At 38.5% G+C, this 21,965-nt stretch carries 17 protein-coding genes, 2 tRNA genes, 1 rRNA gene and 1 riboswitch; of the genes, 11 read left to right on the plus strand and 9 right to left on the minus strand.

All coding sequences use genetic code 11. From position 1 onward, the window contains the following. Positions 1–80: 80 nt before the first annotated feature. From thiT to rpmH, 9 genes are all read right to left on the minus strand, one after another. Positions 81–662 (minus strand): energy-coupled thiamine transporter ThiT, encoded by a 582-nt coding sequence (gene thiT / locus G8O30_RS13635; protein ID WP_239672605.1) that lies wholly within the window; start codon positions 660–662, stop codon positions 81–83. A gap of 61 nt (positions 663–723) precedes the next feature. Then, positions 724–825, minus strand: a riboswitch (TPP riboswitch). 92 nt (positions 826–917) lie between these two features. After that, complete coding sequence (noc, locus tag G8O30_RS13640; protein ID WP_239672606.1) at positions 918–1,808, minus strand: nucleoid occlusion protein; 891 nt, start codon at positions 1,806–1,808, stop codon at positions 918–920. Positions 1,809–1,928: 120 nt separating this feature from the next. Further along, a complete protein-coding gene (gene rsmG, locus G8O30_RS13645; RefSeq protein ID WP_239672607.1) occupies positions 1,929–2,645 on the minus strand; it encodes a 16S rRNA (guanine(527)-N(7))-methyltransferase RsmG in 717 nt (238 codons plus the stop codon). A 10-nt stretch (positions 2,646–2,655) separates the two neighbouring features. After that, the gene (gene mnmG, locus G8O30_RS13650) at positions 2,656–4,548 is read right to left on the minus strand and encodes a tRNA uridine-5-carboxymethylaminomethyl(34) synthesis enzyme MnmG (protein WP_239672608.1); all 1,893 of its coding nucleotides are present in this window, start codon (positions 4,546–4,548) and stop codon (positions 2,656–2,658) included. Positions 4,549–4,566: 18 nt separating this feature from the next. Then, on the minus strand, positions 4,567–5,952 hold the full coding sequence (gene mnmE / locus G8O30_RS13655) for a tRNA uridine-5-carboxymethylaminomethyl(34) synthesis GTPase MnmE (RefSeq protein ID WP_239672609.1): 1,386 nt from the start codon (positions 5,950–5,952) through the stop codon (positions 4,567–4,569). Positions 5,953–6,482: 530 nt separating this feature from the next. Further along, a complete protein-coding gene (gene jag, locus G8O30_RS13660; RefSeq protein WP_239672610.1) occupies positions 6,483–7,112 on the minus strand; it encodes an RNA-binding cell elongation regulator Jag/EloR in 630 nt (209 codons plus the stop codon). Then, on the minus strand, positions 7,109–7,885 hold the full coding sequence (gene spoIIIJ, locus G8O30_RS13665; protein ID WP_239672611.1) for a YidC family membrane integrase SpoIIIJ: 777 nt from the start codon (positions 7,883–7,885) through the stop codon (positions 7,109–7,111). Before spoIIIJ ends, jag begins: the two co-directional genes overlap by 4 nt. Before the next feature lie 133 nt (positions 7,886–8,018). Beyond that, the gene (gene rnpA / locus G8O30_RS13670; RefSeq protein WP_239672612.1) at positions 8,019–8,399 is read right to left on the minus strand and encodes a ribonuclease P protein component; all 381 of its coding nucleotides are present in this window, start codon (positions 8,397–8,399) and stop codon (positions 8,019–8,021) included. A 189-nt stretch (positions 8,400–8,588) separates the two neighbouring features. Next, on the minus strand, positions 8,589–8,723 hold the full coding sequence (rpmH, locus tag G8O30_RS13675; protein ID WP_239672613.1) for a 50S ribosomal protein L34: 135 nt from the start codon (positions 8,721–8,723) through the stop codon (positions 8,589–8,591). Between the two features lie 630 nt (positions 8,724–9,353). Here rpmH and dnaA point away from each other — a divergent pair. From dnaA to G8O30_RS13730, 11 genes are all read left to right on the plus strand, one after another. Then, positions 9,354–10,697: a chromosomal replication initiator protein DnaA gene (gene dnaA / locus G8O30_RS13680; protein ID WP_239672614.1), complete on the plus strand. Its 1,344-nt coding sequence runs from the start codon at positions 9,354–9,356 to the stop codon at positions 10,695–10,697. Between the two features lie 178 nt (positions 10,698–10,875). Next, positions 10,876–12,012, plus strand: coding sequence for a DNA polymerase III subunit beta (gene dnaN, locus G8O30_RS13685; protein ID WP_239672615.1), 1,137 nt, complete (start codon positions 10,876–10,878; stop codon positions 12,010–12,012). Positions 12,013–12,203: 191 nt separating this feature from the next. Beyond that, positions 12,204–12,425, plus strand: coding sequence for a S4 domain-containing protein YaaA (yaaA, locus tag G8O30_RS13690; RefSeq protein ID WP_239672616.1), 222 nt, complete (start codon positions 12,204–12,206; stop codon positions 12,423–12,425). 6 nt (positions 12,426–12,431) lie between these two features. Next, positions 12,432–13,544 carry a DNA replication/repair protein RecF gene (gene recF / locus G8O30_RS13695; protein WP_239672617.1) on the plus strand — a complete coding sequence of 371 codons (1,113 nt, stop codon included), beginning with the start codon at positions 12,432–12,434 and terminating at the stop codon, positions 13,542–13,544. Positions 13,545–13,558: 14 nt separating this feature from the next. Then, positions 13,559–13,804 (plus strand): extracellular matrix regulator RemB, encoded by a 246-nt coding sequence (gene remB / locus G8O30_RS13700; RefSeq protein WP_239672618.1) that lies wholly within the window; start codon positions 13,559–13,561, stop codon positions 13,802–13,804. 60 nt (positions 13,805–13,864) lie between these two features. Then, complete coding sequence (gene gyrB / locus G8O30_RS13705) at positions 13,865–15,787, plus strand: DNA topoisomerase (ATP-hydrolyzing) subunit B (protein ID WP_239672619.1); 1,923 nt, start codon at positions 13,865–13,867, stop codon at positions 15,785–15,787. 54 nt (positions 15,788–15,841) lie between these two features. Next, on the plus strand, positions 15,842–18,346 hold the full coding sequence (gene gyrA / locus G8O30_RS13710) for a DNA gyrase subunit A (RefSeq protein WP_239672620.1): 2,505 nt from the start codon (positions 15,842–15,844) through the stop codon (positions 18,344–18,346). A gap of 125 nt (positions 18,347–18,471) precedes the next feature. Continuing rightward, on the plus strand, positions 18,472–19,572 hold the full coding sequence (locus G8O30_RS13715; RefSeq protein WP_239672621.1) for an HD-GYP domain-containing protein: 1,101 nt from the start codon (positions 18,472–18,474) through the stop codon (positions 19,570–19,572). Between the two features lie 436 nt (positions 19,573–20,008). Then, positions 20,009–21,558 (plus strand): 16S ribosomal RNA (locus tag G8O30_RS13720). A gap of 118 nt (positions 21,559–21,676) precedes the next feature. Beyond that, a tRNA-Ile gene (locus G8O30_RS13725) sits at positions 21,677–21,753 on the plus strand. Positions 21,754–21,782: 29 nt separating this feature from the next. Beyond that, a tRNA-Ala gene (locus tag G8O30_RS13730) sits at positions 21,783–21,858 on the plus strand. Positions 21,859–21,965 lie beyond the last annotated feature (107 nt).

Below are 21,965 nucleotides of genomic sequence, written 5' to 3' on the forward strand. Positions count from 1 at the left end.
TGCACACGATACACAATAATTAAAGGTGCTGAAGCGGAATTAATTCCGCTTCAGCACCTTTTAGTCATTTCTATTCACACTTATGCTGCACGGTCAACGAGCTCTTCTGGGATTAGTAGTTGCTTTCTAGTCTTCACCAATAAGTTAATTACTATAAAGCATAGAATGGCAGACCCTAACGCTGTTAATCCGTTCGCGTATAAAGAAAAGATCCACGGAGATAGATTCTCTGGAGCGTATTCTGCAAAATAAACTACGCCAGCGATGAAATGCCAAAAATACCTCGCTACTGTCCCAATCATGACACCTGCTAACACAAATAATATTGCACTGACGTTTTTTTGTTGTAACGATCTAGTAACTCTCTTCGATACAAGTCCAGCAAATCCGATACAAGTGAAAGCAATGAAATACTCAATAATTACTTGAGAAGGAGCTACAATCCACGCTTCACCTAACACAACTTGCAGCGTCCCCCACAAAAATCCTCCTAGAAGCCCAATTCCAACTCCCCTTCTCATAGCCAAAATTAATATGGGCACCATGGCAAAAGAAATAGAGATACTTGGTGAAAGTTTAATGGAAGGTAAAAGGTCTACTAGCAACGCAAAAACCGCCATGATACTTGCTTCCACTAATTTTACTAATTTTCCTGTTTGCATAAAAAAACTCTCCTTTTTTTGTACCAAAAGAGAGAGGGAAAACAGCATGAATTCCAAGTATTCATGCGCTCTTCCACATCCCTACGTTAGCATTAACTAACAGGTTCGAAGGGTCAGAACACATAAGTGTTCACTCTCAGCTTTCGCTCCCCTTGTGGTAACGTATTTTATTCTTTTTTATTTTACCAATTGTAAGAAAAAAGCTCAAAGAAAAGCTGTCGACAAATCATCAACAGCTTTTCCTCTAGTTATCTATTAAGATTTCTTTTTAGGAATTTTAATCGTAAATTGATAATACTCGTCGAATTCCTCTTCTGCAGCATCTAAATTTATTCCACTATCCGTTACCATCGTTAAAGACTGACGTATCGTGTTAACAGCAATACGCATATCCTTACTAAACGCCTTTCGTCTTGCTTTTGATGGTTCTGGATTCTTTTCTAGCATTTTAGATACACGGTCTTCTGTTTGCTTAACATTAAAGGATTTCTCAATAATATCTGCTAACAAAGCAATTTGAAGATCCGGTTTCTTTAAAGGTATTAATGCACGAGCATGTCTTTCTGTAACAAATTTTTGTAAAACTGCATCTTGCACTTCTTTAGGCAGCTTTAATAAACGCAATTTATTCGCAATGGTTGATTGACCCTTCCCAAGTCTTTGTGCCAGTGCTTCCTGCGTTAAGCCATGAAACTTTAATAACTTTTCGTATGCAAATGCTTCTTCAATCGGAGATAACTCTTCCCGTTGAAGGTTTTCAATAAGCGCGACAGAAGCCATCTCTTCTTCAGACATTGTACGCAAAATAGCGGGAACTCTTTCCCATTGAAGCATTTGAACAGCTCGCCATCTTCGTTCTCCAGCGATGAGCTCGTACTGATCTTCTGCAATTTTTTGCAATACAATAGGCTGAATAATACCATGCTGAGAAATTGTTTCCGCTAGCTCAGCTATTTTGCTCTCTTGAAAGACAGTTCGAGGTTGATGACGATTAGGTACAATCTGATGAATAGGTATTTGGTGAACTTCATCTCGTTCCACTTCTACCACTTCTATCGGTTCTGTTTGTTCCACTTCTTGTGTATTTTCTTGAACAGGCTCTTCCTTTTCTGAAACACCGAAGAGTCGAGAAAAAGGACTTTTCATCCTTTTACACCACCTTTGTTGTAACTCCTACATACTATTATTCTCTATTGTACGACAAAATCCTGCTTAACGACTACAAATCTCTTGCATACTTATAGGAAAAATGAAGCAACATTTACATTATTCGATTGGCGTTTTATTAGGAGTACCTGCTTTTCTTGGGTACTTTTTCGGTGTTGGCTTTGTTTTGCTTATTTCAAAGATAACTCGTTCACTATCCTCTAAAGGAAGTGAGAAGCGATATGTTTCTTTCACTTTTGCTCCCATTGTTGTAATAGCTTTTTTCGCTATCGACAACTCATCATCACCGCTTGCTGCTTTCATAGCAACAAATCTACCTCCAACTTTTACTAGTGGTAAACATAACTCCGAAAGCACTGACATTCTAGCAACAGCACGTGCAGTTACGATGTCATATTGTTCACGATGATCTTTATTTTGAGCAAAAGTCTCCGCACGGTCATGAAACGCTCGAACGTTCGTAAGACCTAATTCTTTTGACAGAGTATCTAAAAACGTAATTCGTTTATTTAATGAATCAACAATTGTTACTTGTATGTTTGGAAAACAGATAGCTAGAGGAACACTAGGAAATCCCGCTCCCGCTCCAACATCACAAAGTGTTAATTCTTCTGTGAAATCAAGATAAAAACCAGCAGACACAGAGTCAAAGAAGTGCTTCAAATACACTTCTTGTTCCTCCGTAATCGCTGTTAAATTCATTTTTTCGTTCCACTCTACAAGCAAGTGAAAGTATTGATCGAACTGTTTCATTTGCTTTTCTGTTAAAGTAATACCTTTTTCCAGTAACATTTGTTTAAACTGTTCTTTATTCATAAAGCACCCCTTACTCGTTAGAGACTTTTGCAATACGACCTTGTTCAATGTAAACAAGCAATATAGATATGTCAGCTGGATTTACACCAGCGATACGAGATGCTTGTGCGATAGAAAGTGGACGTACTTCTTTTAACTTTTGACGAGCTTCAGAAGCTAAACCGTTAATATCGTCATAATCAATATTTTCTGGAATTCGTTTGCTCTCCATTTTTTGAAGTTTCTCCACTTGTTGAAGAGATTTTTCAATATATCCTTCGTACTTCAATTGGATTTCTACCTGTTCTTTGACATCTTCACTAATCTCTACATGTGAAGGTGATACACGTTCAATATGTGCATAAGACATCTCTGGTCTTCTTAGTAAATCTGCTGCTTTAATTCCGTCTTTTAACTCACTACCACCAACTTCACGAATAATCGACTGAAGTTCTTCTGTTGGTTTAAGTTGTGTTTGTTTTAAGCGGTCCATTTCATCCGCAATATGCTGCTTTTTCTCCATAAAACGCTCGTAACGATCTTCTTTTACTAGACCCATCTCATGACCAATATCTGTTAAACGAAGATCAGCATTGTCATGACGTAGTAATAAACGATACTCTGCACGAGAAGTTAATAAACGGTAAGGTTCATTCGTCCCTTTTGTCACAAGATCATCAATTAATACACCGATATAAGCATCCGAACGTTTTAAAATTAACTCTTCTTGTCCCAAAGAACGACGAGCAGCATTAATACCAGCCATTAGACCTTGACCTGCTGCTTCTTCATAACCAGATGTACCGTTAATTTGGCCTGCTGTATATAGATTCTTAATGCGTTTTGTTTCTAGCGTCGGCCATAACTGCGTCGGAACTACTGCATCATACTCAATCGCATAACCCGGACGCATCATTTGTACATTTTCTAGCCCTGGAATCGTTTCTAAAATTCTTCGTTGAACATCTTCCGGTAAACTTGTCGATAATCCTTGAACATACACTTCTTGGGTGTTACGTCCTTCTGGTTCTAAGAAAATTTGGTGACGAGGTTTATCATTAAAACGAACCACTTTATCTTCAATAGATGGACAGTAACGAGGACCCGTACCTTTAATCATCCCTGAATACATCGGTGAGCGATGTAAGTTATCGTCTATTAACTGATGTGTGTGTTCATTTGTATACGTTAACCAACAAGGTAATTGATCTGTAATATATTTCGTTGTTTCAAAACTAAATGCACGCGGAACATCATCACCAGGTTGAATTTCGGTTTTACTATAATCAATAGATGAGCTATTTACACGTGGAGGTGTTCCCGTTTTAAAGCGCACTAAATCAAATCCAAGCTCTTGTAGCTGCTCAGATAGTTTAATCGATGGTTGTTGGTTATTAGGGCCACTAGAGTACTTTAATTCACCTAATATAATTTCTCCACGTAGGAAAGTACCAGTTGTAATGACAACCGTTTTCGCTTTATACGTAGCACCAGTTTGCGTCACAATACCTGTTACCACATCATTTTCCACTACTAATTCCTCTACCATCCCTTGTAGAAGTGTCATATTTTTTTCGTTCTCAATTGTCTTTTTCATTTCATGTTGATAAGAGAACTTATCTGCTTGTGCACGTAAAGCACGTACAGCTGGTCCTTTACCAGTGTTCAACATACGCATTTGGATGTGAGTTTTATCAATATTACGACCCATTTCTCCACCAAGCGCATCAATTTCACGTACCACAATCCCTTTTGCAGGCCCACCAACAGATGGGTTACACGGCATAAAAGCAACCATATCTAAATTGATGGTAATCATTAATGTTTTTGCTCCCATGCGAGCGGAAGCAAGTCCCGCTTCCACTCCAGCATGACCAGCACCAATGACAATTACATCAAACGATCCAGCGTCATAACGTTGCATATTCATTTCCTCCTATTCTTATTTCCCTAAGCAGAATTGAGAAAATAGCTGGTCAATTAAGCTTTCATGAACAGCATCTCCAATAATCTCCCCAAGTAATTCCCACGCTCGTGTGAAATCTATTTGAATAAGATCTACTGGTGTATTTAACTCAATAGCTTCCTTTACCTCTTCTATATGATGAAGTGCTTGTTCAATTAGCGCAATATGTCGACTATTGGAAACATACGTTAAGTCCTGAGCTTCCAATTCTCCCTCGAAGAAAAGATCTGCAATAGCTTGTTCTAATTCATCTATTCCCTCTTCTTTCAACAGAGATGTCGTAACTAGTTGATGATTTGCACTTAATTCTTTTACACGTTCCATATCTATTTTAGGATCAAGATCCGTCTTGTTTACGATAACAATAACGTCCATTCCCTTTACTGCTTCAAACAGACCTTCGTCTTCTTCAGTTAGGTCGTCCGAATAGTTTAACACAAGTAAAATCAAATCTGCCTTCTTTAGATACTCTCTAGAACGCTCTACTCCAATACGCTCTACAATATCTTCCGTTTCACGAATGCCTGCTGTATCTACTAAGCGGAGTGGTACTCCACGGACATTAACATACTCTTCAATCACATCACGTGTTGTTCCAGGTATATCTGTCACAATAGCTTTGTTTTCATGAACAAGAGCATTTAATAGAGAAGACTTCCCTACGTTTGGTCTTCCTACTATTACCGTAGATAGTCCATCACGTAAAATTTTACCTTGCTGAGATGTACGTAATAGCTTATCTAATTCACCACCGACGTAATCTGCTCGTTCTTTGAATAATTGATGTGTCATTTCTTCTACATCGTCGTATTCAGGATAGTCTATATTTACCTCTACCTGTGCAAGAGTCTCTAAAATAGACTGGCGCAACGTACGAATTTGGTTCGATAACCTTCCTTCCATCTGTCCTATCGCCACATTCATTGCACGATCTGTTTTTGCTCGGATTAAGTCCATCACCGCTTCCGCTTGTGACAAATCAATACGACCGTTCAAGAACGCTCTCTTCGTAAACTCACCTGGCTCTGCTAGTCTAGCTCCTTCTCTAAGCGTTAATTGAAGTACTTTATTTACGGTAACAAATCCACCATGACAGTTAATCTCTACGACGTTTTCTCGAGTAAATGTCCGTGGTGCCTTCATGACGCTAACCATCACTTCTTCGACAACATCGTCTGTCTTCGGATCCACAATATTTCCATAATGAATAGTGTGTGATGCGACATCAGAAAGTTTTCTACCATCTCTACTTCTATATAAGCGATCCGCAATTGCTAGTGAATCATCACCACTTAGTCGAACAATGGCAATTGCCCCTTCTCCCATCGGAGTAGAAATAGCTGATATAGTATCAAACTCCATCAAAATCCCTCCTTAAAATTAGTGTTTTATATTATCCACAACGGTAAATGAAATTTTTATCCACAATCGAATATTCTATCACGTATAGTATAACTTATCCACATGTGAATAAAAAGAAAAGCGCAAGGCGCGCGTTCAGCCGCGGCAGGAAAGTTTGGAAGACCGAGTAGGCAGCTCTTCAGCCAACGGAGGGCTTTTGGACTTTCCCGAGCGGTTGCGCACCTGGAGCTGGACATAAAGAAAAGCGCAAGGCGCGCGTTTAGATGCGGCAGCAAACTTGGAGGGACCGAGGAGGCAGCTCCCCAGCCACCACAGGGCCATCCGAGTTTGCCGAGCATCTGCGCACCTGGAGCTGGACATCAAAGAAACGATGGTAAAGATACTAATCTTATTGGCTAAGAATGTAATTATAGTAAGGAGACTCTGTTAAGTACGGACCACATTACGTGGTCAACACAGAGTTGTTGCTGGTCTCGCAACAAAAAAACTGCGAAGATTAGTAATTTAATACTAATTTTCGCAGTTTTAATTTATTTATTACTAATATTAGGTTTTATAATTACGTATCTGTTAGGATCTTCTCCTGCAGATTGTGTTTTTACACCTTTTATTTTCGCTAAAGCAGCATGGACTGTCTTTCTCTCACCCGGTAGCATCGCCTCTAGCTTTACAGAGTGACCAGTTTGTTGGACTTGATCTGCTACTCGTTGCGCTAACTCTTGTAACGAGGATGCTCGTTTGTTCCTATAATCACCAGCATCCACTGTTATATTTACGAAATGTTCTGGTACATGAGTTGCTACAAGTTGAGTTAAAAGATTCAGTGCATTTAACGTTTGTCCTCTTTTACCAATTAACACACCAAGTTGATCTCCGACAATTTCAAACGTAGCTTCTCTTCCCTTTGTGGTAACTAAGACAGTGGCTGCAACACCCATCTTTTCTAATATCGTTTCTAAATATGCCTTTGCTACTTTAATGGCATTTGGTTTAGGTAAGACAGAGACAATTGCTGGTTGTCCACCAAACAATCCAAGAAACTTTTTCTTTGGCTCTTGTAAAATGGTGACTTTTGCTTCATTTTCGGTTATCCCTAAGCTCAAACAAGCTTCCTTTACTGCCGCTTCTACCGTTGAAGCAGAAAAAGTGACCTCGGTCACTTTTTCTTTCCTCCATCAGTAGCAACTGTTTGTTGGATTTTTCTCATATCAGGTCCTTTAATAAAGAACGTTTGTACAATCATGAAGATATTACCTACAACCCAGTATAGGGATAAAGCTGCTGGGAATGTAATAGCAAAGACAACAATCATTACAGGCATGATGTATAACATCATTTGCATTTGAGGGTTTACTGTTTCTGTTCCAGCCATCATAATTTTTTGCTGGATAAACGTTGTTACACCAGCAATTAATGCTAAAGCAATATCCGCTTCACCTAAATCGAACCATAAGAAGTTGTGTTCACGAATTTCAAACGTACGCATAATAGCTTGGTAAAATGCAAATAAAATTGGCATTTGAACAATCAAAGGTAAGCAACCCGCAATTGGATTAACACCATGTTGTTGGAACAACGCCATTGTTTCTTGTTGTAACTTTTGTTGAGAAGTAGCATCTTTTGAGCTGTATTTCTCACGTAGTGCTTGCATTTCTGGTTGAAGCGCTTGCATCGCTTTGGAGCTTTTCATTTGTTTAATCATTAATGGAAGTAACACAAGACGAATCATAATAGTAACTACCACAATCCCTAGCCCATAGTTTCCATTAAAGAATTCAGATATAGTTGTAATCAACCAAGATAGAGGATAAACGAAATATTCGTTCCAAAATCCTTGGCTATCAGCGGTGATTTCTTTATCAATTTCAGTACATCCCGCTAAAAAGGTGACTAGTAATACAGTCGTTATTAGAAAAAGCCACTTCTTTTTCAATCTTTCTGCCTCCCTAACCAACATATTCTATTTTGTACGTAACTATATCCTATCATATGATGAATGTAAGTACGCAAGATAGTATCCCAAGCTATTCTATCATTTTTTTACATGGAAATCCTGACGAAACGTGTCATCGATCAGACATTTTCTTTTCTACTCTATTTACACGCTTATCTTGATAAACAGATGATTTTTTTAAAACATGTATAAGACTAGATTTTACTTCAGTAAAAATAAGATCGGCCGCCGGCTTTCTGGCGATAATAACATAATCATATTCATTGTCTAAGTGTGGTTCCATCTCTAAAAATGCTTGGCGTATGTAACGCTTAATTTGATTACGTTGTACAGCGTTCCCAAGCTTTTTGCTAACAGATAAGCCTATACGAAAATGTGACTGTCCTTCTTTTCGCAATCGATAGACAACAAATTGTCTGTTTGCAAAAGAGATTCCCTTCTTAAAAACAAGTTGAAAGTCTCTTTCCTTCTTTACTCTAAACTCTTTTTTCACTTTGTTCACCTACTTCAGAGATCCTACTACTTCTTTATCTCCTAAAACCTAAGTATTTTATTCATATAGGAGACTCATCTACGAATTACTACGTTCTGCAGTAAGCGATGAATTGTTACTGAACACATAACAAAAGATTTTATGGCCACAAAAGTGGCCATAAAAAATACCACTGAGCAATTCAGTGGCTTAAGCAGATAGAACTTTACGTCCACGACGACGACGACGTGCTAATACTTTACGTCCGTTTGCTGTGCTCATGCGCGCACGGAAGCCGTGTACTTTACTATGTTTACGCTTATTTGGTTGATAAGTGCGTTTCATGTATGACACCTCCCTGAGGATTTTAATCAAAATTCATTAAAGACAGTCTTAATAATTATAGTGACTCACCCTACTATTTGTCAACCTACGTTCCAAAATTCCAAAGTTTCCTTCCCACAGACTATAAAATCCTACTAACTCTAAAAGAGATCTTACCAAATAACACTATGTATAAATGTAGAACACATCTCTAATTATTAGATATTTAGAAAGCCCGTGGATAATTTTTCGACATATTTTTCGTTATCCACAAGTGCTATCGACAGCTTTTTCACAACATTTCTCTATGTGGACAAGTTTTTTTCACACGTTTTGTATGCTGTGGATAATCTCTTTAAGTAATTGCACCTACTCGTTTTATTTGGTATGATTATTTTGTTTTCACTCTGGACAAGTTTTCTTACTAGAAAAGTTATCCACAAATTGTGAATAACGTGTGGGTAACTTATTCACGTACTTTGACAAAGTTTGTCCACACCAGGTGGATACTGTCGAAAAAATAGTTCTTTCCTTATTATATAGTTTTCCACATGAACTTATTCTAAAAAAGTTTTCTTTCGATAAAGTTGTACTTTATAACGAACGAATAGTTATACAGAACTTATACAAAGACAAAAAAGGGGGAAACAAGTGGAGAACATTGCAGATTTATGGAGTAAAGCATTAGATGAAATTGAGCAGAAAATTAGTAAACCTAGTTTTGATACTTGGCTAAAACTAACCAAAGCTCACTCGCTAAAAGGTGATTCTTTGATCATCACAGCCGCTAATGAATTTACTCGTGATTGGCTAGAGGGAAGATACTCTCAGCTTATTTCTGGTGTTTTATATGAAATTACCGGAGAAAATCTAAACGTGAAATTTATTATTCCTCAAAACCAAGAGGAAGAGGAATTCGATTTACCAATGCCTCCGAAAAAACAGGTTAAAGCGGATGAACACTTTGATGCAGGTCAAAACATGCTTAACCCTAAATACACGTTTGATACTTTTGTCATAGGCTCAGGAAATCGTTTTGCTCATGCAGCATCTCTTGCAGTAGCTGAGGCACCTGCCAAAGCGTATAATCCATTGTTTATATACGGGGGAGTTGGGTTAGGAAAAACTCACTTAATGCACGCTATTGGACATTATGTTATCGAACATAATCCAGCTGCCAAGGTAGTCTATTTGTCATCCGAAAAATTCACAAACGAATTTATCAACTCTATCCGTGACAACAAAACAGTGGATTTTAGAAACAAATATCGTAATGTAGATGTGCTACTTATTGATGATATTCAATTCTTAGCAGGAAAAGAACAGACCCAAGAAGAGTTCTTCCACACTTTCAATACATTACATGAAGAGTCTAAGCAAATAGTTATATCTAGTGATCGTCCACCAAAAGAAATACCTACATTAGAAGATCGTTTACGTTCACGATTCGAATGGGGACTAATCACTGATATTACTCCTCCAGATTTGGAGACGCGTATTGCTATTCTACGAAAAAAAGCAAAAGCAGAAGGATTAGATATACCTAATGAGGTAATGCTATACATCGCCAACCAAATTGACTCTAACATCCGTGAATTAGAAGGAGCTTTAATTCGTGTAGTAGCTTATTCCAGCCTTATTAATAAAGATATTAATGCAGATCTCGCGGCAGAAGCTTTAAAAGATATTATTCCTAGTTCAAAGCCTAAAGTAATTACAATTCACGATATCCAACGTATTGTTGGTGAGCATTATAGTGTTAAGTTAGAGGATTTCAAGGCAAAAAAGAGAACGAAATCAGTAGCGTTTCCTAGACAGATAGCTATGTATCTATCAAGAGAGCTAACAGATTTCTCCTTACCTAAAATTGGGGAAGAATTCGGTGGACGTGATCATACTACGGTAATCCACGCTCACGAAAAGATATCCTCCTTACTTCAATCAGATGCCCAACTACAAAGAAGCGTAAAGGAAATACAAGATCAGCTAAAATAAAGTCTGTGTATAAGTATTTCTTTTTTGCACTAACTCACACACAGGCTGTCCACATGTGGATAGTCTGTGTTTCTATTGTTTAATTAGGTTATCCACATATTCACAGGCCCTACTAGTACTTCTATATTTTTTTAAATAAATAATTATTCATATATCCAGCCGAAAGGATTGATATTTTTTGAAATTTACTATCCAACGAGATTTGTTTGTTCAAAGTATTCAAGATGTAATGAAAGCTGTTTCTACTAGAACAACCATCCCAATATTAACTGGTATTAAACTGATTGCTAGCGAAGAAGGTATTACACTAACTGGTAGCGATTCTGATATTTCAATTGAATCATTTATTCCAGTCGAGGAAGACGGTAAAGTACTTGTTGAAGTACAAGAAACAGGTGGGGTAGTATTACAAGCTAAGTTCTTCAGTGAAATAGTAAAGAAACTTCCTGGAACTGATATAGAAATGGAAATTACTCAAGGTTTTCAAACTGTTATACGATCAGGTTCAGCGGAGTTTAATCTAAATGGATTAGATCCAAGAGAGTACCCACATCTTCCGCAAATTGCAGAAGAACATGTTTTTAAAATGCCAGCAGATTTGTTAAGGGCTCTAATAAGACAAACTGTATTTGCAGTGTCCACGTCAGAAACACGCCCTATCTTGACAGGTGTAAACTGGCAGATAAGTGATTCACAATTAACGTGTGTTGCTACTGATAGTCATAGATTAGCGATGAGAACAGCACCAATAGAAGAGTCCCTATCAGAAGAATACAATGTTGTTATTCCAGGAAAGTCACTAACGGAATTAAGTAAAATTGTAGATGACACAACTGATCCTGTTGATATCGTTATTACAGAAAACCAGATTTTATTTAAAACAAAACACATTTTATTCTTCTCTAGATTGTTAGAAGGCAACTATCCTGATACAAGCAGGCTGATTCCTTCCGAGTCTAAAACTACTATGTCTATTAAAACAAAAGAGTTTCTACAAGCTATTGACCGTGCTTCTTTACTTGCGAGAGAGGGACGAAACAATGTTGTAAAACTAGCAACTGAAGTTAACAATAGTGTAGAAGTGAGCTCTGATTCTCCTGAAATCGGAAAGGTAGTAGAACATATCCAAACAAGTAACATGGAAGGGGAAGAGTTAAGAATCTCCTTTAGTGCGAAATACATGATGGATGCTCTTAAAGCAGTTGAAGGTACAGAAATTACTATTCAATTTACTGGAGCAATGAGACCATTTATTCTCCGTCCATTGGATGATGAGTCCATCTTGCAACTTATCTTGCCAGTAAGAACATATTAATTTTTAGTAGAGAGGCCAGCAGCTGGTCTCTCTTTTTTATACAACTAAGAGAAACTTATGAGTAACTTCATGAGTTCGCTTTTCATTGAGAGTAATCTTTAGTAAAATAAGATATTAGAGATTAATTGGAGTACGACACAATTTTATTTCCATTCACATACATTTATCTTTCAGAAAAGTTGGTGAGTAGAATGCAAACACCTGTAGCAATTTCAACAGAATATATTGCACTAGGTCAGTTCCTTAAATTAGCTGATGTCATTTCAACAGGTGGAATGGCAAAGTGGTTTTTGAGTGAACATGAAATTTTTATTAACGGGGAGCAAGATCAACGTCGAGGTAGAAAGCTATACCCTGATGACCATGTGGAAATACCAGGATTTGGATCATTTATCGTGGTAGAAGAGGAGTAGGTATCCATGTTTATAACGGATCTTACTCTTAAGCAGTATCGAAACTATGATGACTTGCATGTTAAGTTTCAAAATCAAGTAAACGTATTTATTGGGGAGAATGCTCAAGGAAAGACCAACGTCATGGAGTCTATCTATGTCTTAGCAATGGCAAAATCACATCGAACAGCAAATGATAAAGAATTGATTCAATGGGAGAAGGATTATGCTAAAATAGAAGGTAGACTACATAAATCTAACGGTCAGGCCCCACTTGAAATTATCATTTCAAAAAAAGGGAAAAAGGCTAAGTATAATCATTTAGAACAATCCAAACTAAGTCAGTATGTTGGAAACATGAATGTAGTTATGTTTGCCCCGGAAGATTTAAATCTTGTTAAAGGTAGCCCACAAGTAAGACGACGTTTTATTGATATGGAAATTGGACAAGTCTCTGCGGTGTACCTACACGATATTAGTCAGTATCAAAAAATAGTTCAGCAACGAAATCATTATTTAAAGCTTTTGCAAACGCGTAAGACGACGGATGAAACTATGCTAGAAGTACTAACAGAGCAATTCATTCAGGTCGCGGTAAAAATATTGCAAAAGCGTTTTGAATTTCTTCAAAAACTACAAGAGTGGGCAGAGCCAATTCATACTGGAATCTCCAGAGGGAAAGAAGCCTTAAGAATTGCTTACCAGCCTTCAGTAGGTGTATTAGAGAGCATGGATTCGTCTATGCTTATAGAGAAGTATGAGGAAATGTATAATCACAAAAAAGAGAAAGAAAAAGAGCGTGGTGTAACCCTATTTGGTCCCCATAGAGACGATATTACTTTTTTTGTAAATGATAGAGATGTGCAAACGTATGGTTCACAAGGGCAGCAACGTACAACTGCACTATCTGTAAAGCTAGCAGAAATTGAACTTATTCATTCGGAAACAAGAGAATACCCTATCTTATTATTGGATGATGTTCTTTCTGAGTTAGATGACTATAGGCAATCGCACCTTTTAAATACTATTCAAGGTAAAGTACAAACTTTTGTCACAACAACCAGTGTGGATGGGATTGACCATCAAACGTTGAAAGAGGCAGCAACGTATCAAGTAGATTCCGGTACTATTACGTACTAGTGTAGGAGGAAGATATGTACATTCATATTGGTGGGGACAAAATGTTGCAGACAAAAGATATACTAACGATGATTGATTATTCTAGTGTAATAGAGTCAACTATTAATGCAGAATTTACTAATCAACATAGAGAAAAAGTAGAAGTATCTACTAATGCACCGAAAACAATTATTGTAACAGAAAATATACTTTACTATTCTCCATTAGCTACTCAAACGATCCAGAAACGAATCATGCAACAGCAAGTAAATAGAGGTTAGTACTCGTTTAATTATAGAAAAGTTACATCAATAGGAAAGTGTAGGTGAAGCGGTGTGTCGATGGACGATAAGCTCCAACCACAATCGTATGATGAAAATCAGATTCAAGTCTTAGAAGGACTAGAAGCGGTACGAAAACGACCTGGTATGTATATTGGCTCAACTAGTGGAAAAGGGTTGCACCATCTAGTATGGGAGATTGTTGATAATAGTATTGATGAAGCATTAGCTGGGTACTGTGATGAAATTAATGTCACAATTGAAAAAGATAATAGCATTACTGTAAGAGATAATGGTCGTGGGATTCCTGTAGGTATACATGAAAAAATGGGAAGACCAGCAGTAGAAGTTATCATGACAGTTCTTCATGCAGGCGGAAAGTTCGGCGGTGGAGGCTATAAGGTTTCTGGAGGACTTCATGGGGTTGGAGCATCCGTTGTAAATGCACTTTCCATTGAAACAGAAGTTACAGTACATAGAGACGGTAAAGTCTACTATCAAAAATATGAGCGAGGAGTACCAGCAGCAGACTTAGCTGTTATTGGTACAACAGACATAACTGGAACTTTGACAAGATTTAAACCAGATCCTGAAATCTTTACGGAAACAACAGAATACGAATTTGATACACTTGCTAATCGTATTAGAGAGCTAGCGTTTTTAAATAAAGGTATTAAAGTAACGATTACCGATAATCGTTTAGACGAACCGAAAGAAAATGTTTACCACTATGAAGGTGGTATTAAGTCATATGTAGAACATTTAAATCGATCAAAAGAAGTTCTTCATAGTGAGCCAATTTTTATCGAAGGCGATAAAGACGGTATTACTGTAGAAGTAGCGCTTCAATATAACGATGGTTATGCAAGTAATATCTACTCATTCGCTAATAATATTCATACCTATGAAGGTGGAACACATGAGTCTGGTTTTAAAACAGCTCTAACACGTGTTATTAATGACTATGCAAGAAAACATGGTGTGTTCAAAGATAGTGATGCTAACTTAACGGGTGAAGATGTTCGTGAGGGTATGACAGCAATCGTTTCTGTAAAGCATCCAGATCCTCAGTTTGAAGGACAAACAAAAACAAAATTAGGTAACTCCGAAGCTCGTACCATTACAGATGCCTTATTCTCAGAGCACTTTGATAAGTTCTTATTAGAAAATCCAACTGTAGCTAGAAAAGTAATTGATAAAGGACTAATGGCTTCAAGAGCGCGTTTAGCTGCGAAAAAAGCACGTGAGTTGACACGTCGTAAATCTGCATTAGAAGTTTCTAGTTTACCTGGTAAATTAGCTGATTGTTCTTCTCGTGATCCTAAAATTAGTGAAATTTACGTGGTGGAGGGTGACTCTGCAGGTGGTTCAGCAAAACAGGGTCGTGATCGTCACTTCCAAGCAATTCTTCCGTTACGTGGGAAAATTATTAACGTGGAGAAAGCGCGTTTAGATAAAATCTTATCTAATAACGAGGTGCGTGCAATCATTACAGCTCTTGGTACGGGAATAGGAGAAGATTTTGATATTGCGAAAGCTAGATATCATAAAATCGTCATTATGACAGATGCCGATGTAGATGGTGCGCACATTAGGACGCTTTTACTCACTTTCTTCTACAGATACATGCGACAAATTGTGGAAGCGGGATACGTGTATATTGCACAACCACCGTTATATAAAATTCAACAAGGTAAACGTATTGAATACGCTTATAACGAAAAACAATTAGAAGAAACATTAAAAATGTTGAATGAAATACCTAAACCAGGTATTCAACGATACAAAGGTCTGGGTGAGATGAATCCCGATCAGTTATGGGAAACGACAATGGACCCAGAAACAAGAACCCTACTTCAGGTAAGTCTTGCAGATGCAATCGAAGCAGATGAGACATTTGAAATGTTGATGGGTGAAAAAGTAGAACCACGTCGTGACTTTATCGAAACAAATGCAGCATACGTAAAGAACTTAGATATTTAATATAGATGATTGAAAATAATGTGAGTAAACCTCAAGCGTAAGGAGGTTCCTGTAATGGCAGAAACGCCTAATGCAAGAATCAAGGAGATAAACATTAGCCAGGAAATGCGTACGTCTTTCTTAGACTATGCAATGAGCGTAATCGTTTCTCGAGCTTTACCAGATGTGCGTGATGGCTTAAAGCCTGTTCAACGACGTATTTTATACGCTATGAACGATTTAGGTATGACGTCGGATAAAGCCTATAAAAAATCTGCTCGTATCGTCGGAGAAGTAATAGGTAAGTACCATCCACATGGTGACTCTGCAGTATACGATACGATGGTTCGTATGGCTCAAAATTTTAACTATAGATATATGCTAGTTGATGGTCATGGTAACTTTGGTTCTGTCGATGGTGACATGGCTGCAGCGATGCGTTATACAGAAGCACGTATGTCTAAAATATCAATGGAATTAATTCGTGATATTAACAAAGACACAATTGATTATAAAGACAACTATGATGGATCAGAAAGAGAACCAGCAGTTCTTCCATCACGTTTTCCGAACCTTTTAGTAAATGGTTCTACAGGTATTGCGGTTGGTATGGCAACAAACATACCGCCACATCAATTGGGAGAAATTATTGATGGAGTTTTAGCAGTTAGTAAAGATGCTGACATCACTATCCCAGAGTTAATGGAAATGATTCCTGGACCTGACTTCCCAACTGCTGGAATCATTGTGGGACGATCTGGAATAAGACGGGCTTATGAAACAGGTCGTGGGTCTTTAACAGTTCGTGCAAAAGTTGATATTGAACAAAAGGCTAATGGTAAGGAAACAATTATTGTTAACGAACTACCATATCAAGTAAACAAAGCTAGACTAATTGAAAAGATAGCTGAGTTAGTTCGAGATAAAAAGATTGATGGTATCACGGACCTACGAGACGAATCAGATCGTAAAGGTATGCGTATTGTTATTGAGGTTCGTCGTGACGCAAACGCTAATGTTCTACTGAATAATCTATATAAACAAACCGCATTACAATCTAGTTTTGGTATTAATATGCTTGCACTAGTTGATGGTCAACCAAAGTTGTTAAACTTAAAAGAATGTCTACAATATTATCTTGCTCACCAACAAGTTATCATTCGTAGACGAACAGAGTTTGAACTGAAAAAAGCAGAAGCTAGAGCACATATCTTAGAAGGACTACGTATTGCTTTAGACCATATTGATCGGATTATAGAGATCATTCGTGGGTCACAAACTACTGACCTTGCAAGAGAAGGTTTGATGACGGAGTTTGCGTTATCTGAAAAGCAAGCGCAAGCAATCTTAGACATGCGTCTTCAACGTTTAACAGGTTTAGAAAGAGAAAAAATTGAAGATGAATATCAAGGACTAGTTGCACTTATTGCTGAATTGAAAGCAATTCTTGCAGATGAAGAGAAAATCTTAGAGATCATCCGAGAAGAATTAGAAGAAGTAAAAGAGCGATTTAACGATAAAAGAAGAACAGAAATCGTGGCAGGTGGAATTGAGAATATCGAAGACGAAGACTTAATACCACGTGAAAATATCGTTTTAACACTGACGCACAACGGATATATTAAAAGATTACCTTCTTCTACTTACCGTGCACAACGTAGGGGTGGTCGTGGAGTTCAAGGAATGGGAACAAATGAAGATGACTTCGTGGAACACATTCTAGAAACCTCCACACATGATACGATTCTGTTCTTTACAAATAAAGGGAAAGCTTTCCGCTTAAAGGGATATGAAATCCCTGAGTATTCTCGTACAGCAAAAGGATTACCAATAATAAACCTTTTAGGGATAGGTAAAGACGAAAGTATTAACACGATGATCCGCGTAGAAGATTTTGTGGAAGATTGGTTTATTTTCTTTACTACTAGAAACGGTGTATCAAAGCGTACACCGCTTTCGGATTTTGCGAATATCCGTACAAATGGTCTAATTGCTATCAATTTGCGTGAAGATGATGAACTAATAGCAGCAAGATTGACAGATGGTAATAAACATATTGTCATAGGTACCAATAAAGGTCTCCTTATTCGCTTCCATGAAACCGATGTTAGGTCAATGGGACGTACTGCAACTGGAGTAAAAGGTATTTCACTTGGAGACTCCGATTATGTTGTTGGTATGGATATCTTAGAGCCAGATAACGAAGTGTTAGTAGTTACGTTTAATGGATTTGGAAAGCGTACTAAGGAAGCGGAGTATCGAGTTCAAAGTCGTGGTGGAAAAGGAATTAAGACGTTGAATGTGACAGAAAAAACAGGTCAACTTGTATCCGTTAAAGCTGTAACTGGAGAAGAGGATCTGATGATTGTCACAGCTAAAGGTGTTATTATCCGTATGGCTGTAGATACGATTTCCGTAACGGGTAGAAACACACAGGGTGTAAAACTTATTCGTCTAGATGAAGATGAATATGTATCTACAGTAGCAAAAGTAGAAAAAGATGAAGCGGAACCAACAACAGCTCCAGAGGAAACCGAGCCTACGGATATTGAAGTTGTAGAAGATGATTCAGAAGAATAATAAGGAAGAGAGCATCAGTCAATACTGGTGTTCTTTTTTTGTAGAAATAAGAAAAAAAGTACTTGTAAATATGTAAAATTTGCTAAAATAGTTTTAAAGATATGAGTGAAAGAGGTGGTGAATGGATGAGAGTGAAAGTATCAGATCTTGTAGAAGGATGTATCTTAGAAGAAGATGTAATGGGAAAATCAAAATTCCCTCTAGTGGCAAAAAATACAGTGATAGATCAACTTCATATTGAGGTACTCCAATCGTTCCTAATAGAAGAAGTTCATGTATCATTGGTGCTTGTAAATGGAGATCCATTCAGTGTAGTTCCTGTTTTGGATAAGATGAGTGACAAAACTAAGCAACTAAATGAAGAATTAGTATCAAGGGATACTAATTCAGCTTTTACGAGTGCCTATTTAAAAGCCGTTTCTTTGTACAAAAAACAATTCATCCAATGGCAAAGTGGTTCACCTGTAGACGTAGTAGCTGTGAGGAGTTTATTGTTGCCATTGTTAGAATTTATAGATTCCAATACTTCCCTTGTTTCTACCTTACATCATTACTCAACCAAAGAGGACTACTTATATCATCATGGTGTTTCTACAGGTATTATCGCTGGAGCAATCGGAAAAAAATTAGGGTTAGATAAAGGTACCTATGTTCAGTTAAGTATTGCAGGGGCATTGGCAGATTGTGGTATGGCAAAGATATCAAATATTATCCTGGTGAAAAATAAGGCCTTAAATAGAAGTGAATATGATGAGGTAAAGAAACATACAGCATATAGTTACTCTTTATTAAAAGACACCTCTTTTCTAAAAACGGAAATGAAAGTAGCTATTTTTCAACATCATGAACGAGTAGATGGTAGTGGATATCCAGTTGGAGAAAGAGGGCAAAGAATTCATTTATACGCACAAATTATTGCTGTATCTGATGTGTATCATGCTATGACATCAGAGAGAATATATCGATCAAAAAAGTCTCCTTATAAAGTGTTAGAAATGTTATCACAAGATTTTTTTGGTGAGTATGATGCTGCAGTATTATCTAATTTAATCAATTTAATATGTTCTTTTACGCCTGGAACTACTGTGAGACTGTCTAATGGTGAATATGCTCAAATTATGTTTACAAAAGCAAATGACCCTCTAAGGCCACTTATTAGATTAAAAGATAGAGATGAGTATATTGATTTAGAAAAGTCACGCGCACTATACATTGAGTCTGTCTAAGAAACAATATAGTAGAAGAGAGGACTTCAAGAGTATAATTGCTCTTGGAGTTTTCATTACTAGATTAGTAACAACTCATCATTTACCACGTGATGTCGTCTGATCTTAGAAAAGTATCTTTAATAGTGTAGCTATACGTTAAAACACAATTAAAAAAAGAAACGGAAATTTTTCTATTATATTCATTGACTTGATATATACATAAATGGTATATTACAAGTCGCTTCTCTTTCTGAGAGGTAGCGTACTTCTTTTTTGAAAAACTTTTTTAAAAAAGTATTGCAGAATTAAGTAACACATGATATATTAGTTAAGTCGCCAAAACAAGACGACACTAAACATTGAACTTTGAAAACTAAACAAACCAAGTGCCAACGTTTAATTCAGTTGTTTCTAGGAAACAACAAAACAAGTTTTTTATGAGCTAATCAAACATCTATTGGAGAGTTTGATCCTGGCTCAGGACGAACGCTGGCGGCGTGCCTAATACATGCAAGTCGAGCGGACTTGTGGGAGCTTGCTCCCGCAAGTTAGCGGCGGACGGGTGAGTAACACGTGGGTAACCTGCCTGTAAGATTGGGATAACTCCGGGAAACCGGGGCTAATACCGAATAACATCATTTGTCGCATGACAGATGATTCAAAGGTGGCTTCGGCTATCACTTACAGATGGACCCGCGGCGCATTAGCTAGTTGGTGAGGTAACGGCTCACCAAGGCGACGATGCGTAGCCGACCTGAGAGGGTGATCGGCCACACTGGGACTGAGACACGGCCCAGACTCCTACGGGAGGCAGCAGTAGGGAATCTTCCGCAATGGACGAAAGTCTGACGGAGCAACGCCGCGTGAGTGAAGAAGGTTTTCGGATCGTAAAACTCTGTTGTTAGGGAAGAACAAGTACCGTTCGAATAGGGCGGTACCTTGACGGTACCTAACCAGAAAGCCACGGCTAACTACGTGCCAGCAGCCGCGGTAATACGTAGGTGGCAAGCGTTGTCCGGAATTATTGGGCGTAAAGCGCGCGCAGGTGGTTTCTTAAGTCTGATGTGAAAGCCCACGGCTCAACCGTGGAGGGTCATTGGAAACTGGGAAACTTGAGTGCAGAAGAGGAAAGTGGAATTCCACGTGTAGCGGTGAAATGCGTAGAGATGTGGAGGAACACCAGTGGCGAAGGCGACTTTCTGGTCTGTAACTGACACTGAGGCGCGAAAGCGTGGGGAGCAAACAGGATTAGATACCCTGGTAGTCCACGCCGTAAACGATGAGTGCTAAGTGTTGGAGGGTTTCCGCCCTTCAGTGCTGCAGCTAACGCATTAAGCACTCCGCCTGGGGAGTACGGTCGCAAGACTGAAACTCAAAGGAATTGACGGGGGCCCGCACAAGCGGTGGAGCATGTGGTTTAATTCGAAGCAACGCGAAGAACCTTACCAGCTCTTGACATCCTCTGACAACCCTAGAGATAGGGCGTTCCCCTTCGGGGACAGAGTGACAGGTGGTGCATGGTTGTCGTCAGCTCGTGTCGTGAGATGTTGGGTTAAGTCCCGCAACGAGCGCAACCCTTGATCTTAGTTGCCATCATTTAGTTGGGCACTCTAAGGTGACTGCCGGTGACAAACCGGAGGAAGGTGGGGATGACGTCAAATCATCATGCCCCTTATGAGCTGGGCTACACACGTGCTACAATGGACGGTACAAAGGGCTGCAAGACCGCGAGGTTAAGCCAATCCCATAAAACCGTTCTCAGTTCGGATTGTAGGCTGCAACTCGCCTACATGAAGCTGGAATCGCTAGTAATCGCGGATCAGCATGCCGCGGTGAATACGTTCCCGGGCCTTGTACACACCGCCCGTCACACCACGAGAGTTTGTAACACCCGAAGTCGGTGGGGTAACCTTTTGGAGCCAGCCGCCTAAGGTGGGACAGATGATTGGGGTGAAGTCGTAACAAGGTAGCCGTATCGGAAGGTGCGGCTGGATCACCTCCTTTCTAAGGATATATTACGGAACAGTACTTCTTCGGAAGTACTGGCGTTCGGCACATACATTGGTTTGTTTAGTTTTGATGGTTCAATCGAATTCATCATAGAATAACAGAATTTTATAGAGGGCCTATAGCTCAGCTGGTTAGAGCGCACGCCTGATAAGCGTGAGGTCGGTGGTTCGAGTCCACTTAGGCCCACCATTTTTTCTTCTATAATATAATCTTTTTATGGGGCCTTAGCTCAGCTGGGAGAGCGCCTGCTTTGCACGCAGGAGGTCAGCGGTTCGATCCCGCTAGGCTCCACCAATATTTGTTCTTTGAAAACTAAATACTGTAAGACACCAAAGCAATTAAAACCGAGAATCGCCATCTTAAGATTTCTTTCCATTATGGTAAGAAAAAAATATAGCATT

This window comes from Mangrovibacillus cuniculi (genome assembly GCF_015482585.1).
GTDB classification, from domain to species: Bacteria; Bacillota; Bacilli; order Bacillales; family R1DC41; genus Mangrovibacillus; species Mangrovibacillus cuniculi.

What these genes read in the sequence shown, in the direction of transcription:
- thiT (WP_239672605.1), bottom strand. Translation starts at nt 662, where the DNA reads ATGCAAACAGGAAAATTAGTAAAATTAGTGGAAGCAAGTATCATGGCG.
- noc (WP_239672606.1), bottom strand. Translation starts at nt 1,808, where the DNA reads ATGAAAAGTCCTTTTTCTCGACTCTTCGGTGTTTCAGAAAAGGAAGAG.
- rsmG (WP_239672607.1), bottom strand. Translation starts at nt 2,645, where the DNA reads ATGAATAAAGAACAGTTTAAACAAATGTTACTGGAAAAAGGTATTACT.
- mnmG (WP_239672608.1), bottom strand. Translation starts at nt 4,548, where the DNA reads ATGCAACGTTATGACGCTGGATCGTTTGATGTAATTGTCATTGGTGCT.
- mnmE (WP_239672609.1), bottom strand. Translation starts at nt 5,952, where the DNA reads ATGGAGTTTGATACTATATCAGCTATTTCTACTCCGATGGGAGAAGGG.
- rpmH (WP_239672613.1), bottom strand. Translation starts at nt 8,723, where the DNA reads ATGAAACGCACTTATCAACCAAATAAGCGTAAACATAGTAAAGTACAC.
- yaaA (WP_239672616.1), top strand. Translation starts at nt 12,204, where the DNA reads ATGCAAACACCTGTAGCAATTTCAACAGAATATATTGCACTAGGTCAG.
- recF (WP_239672617.1), top strand. Translation starts at nt 12,432, where the DNA reads ATGTTTATAACGGATCTTACTCTTAAGCAGTATCGAAACTATGATGAC.
- remB (WP_239672618.1), top strand. Translation starts at nt 13,559, where the DNA reads ATGTACATTCATATTGGTGGGGACAAAATGTTGCAGACAAAAGATATA.
- gyrB (WP_239672619.1), top strand. Translation starts at nt 13,865, where the DNA reads ATGGACGATAAGCTCCAACCACAATCGTATGATGAAAATCAGATTCAA.
- gyrA (WP_239672620.1), top strand. Translation starts at nt 15,842, where the DNA reads ATGGCAGAAACGCCTAATGCAAGAATCAAGGAGATAAACATTAGCCAG.
- G8O30_RS13715 (WP_239672621.1), top strand. Translation starts at nt 18,472, where the DNA reads ATGAGAGTGAAAGTATCAGATCTTGTAGAAGGATGTATCTTAGAAGAA.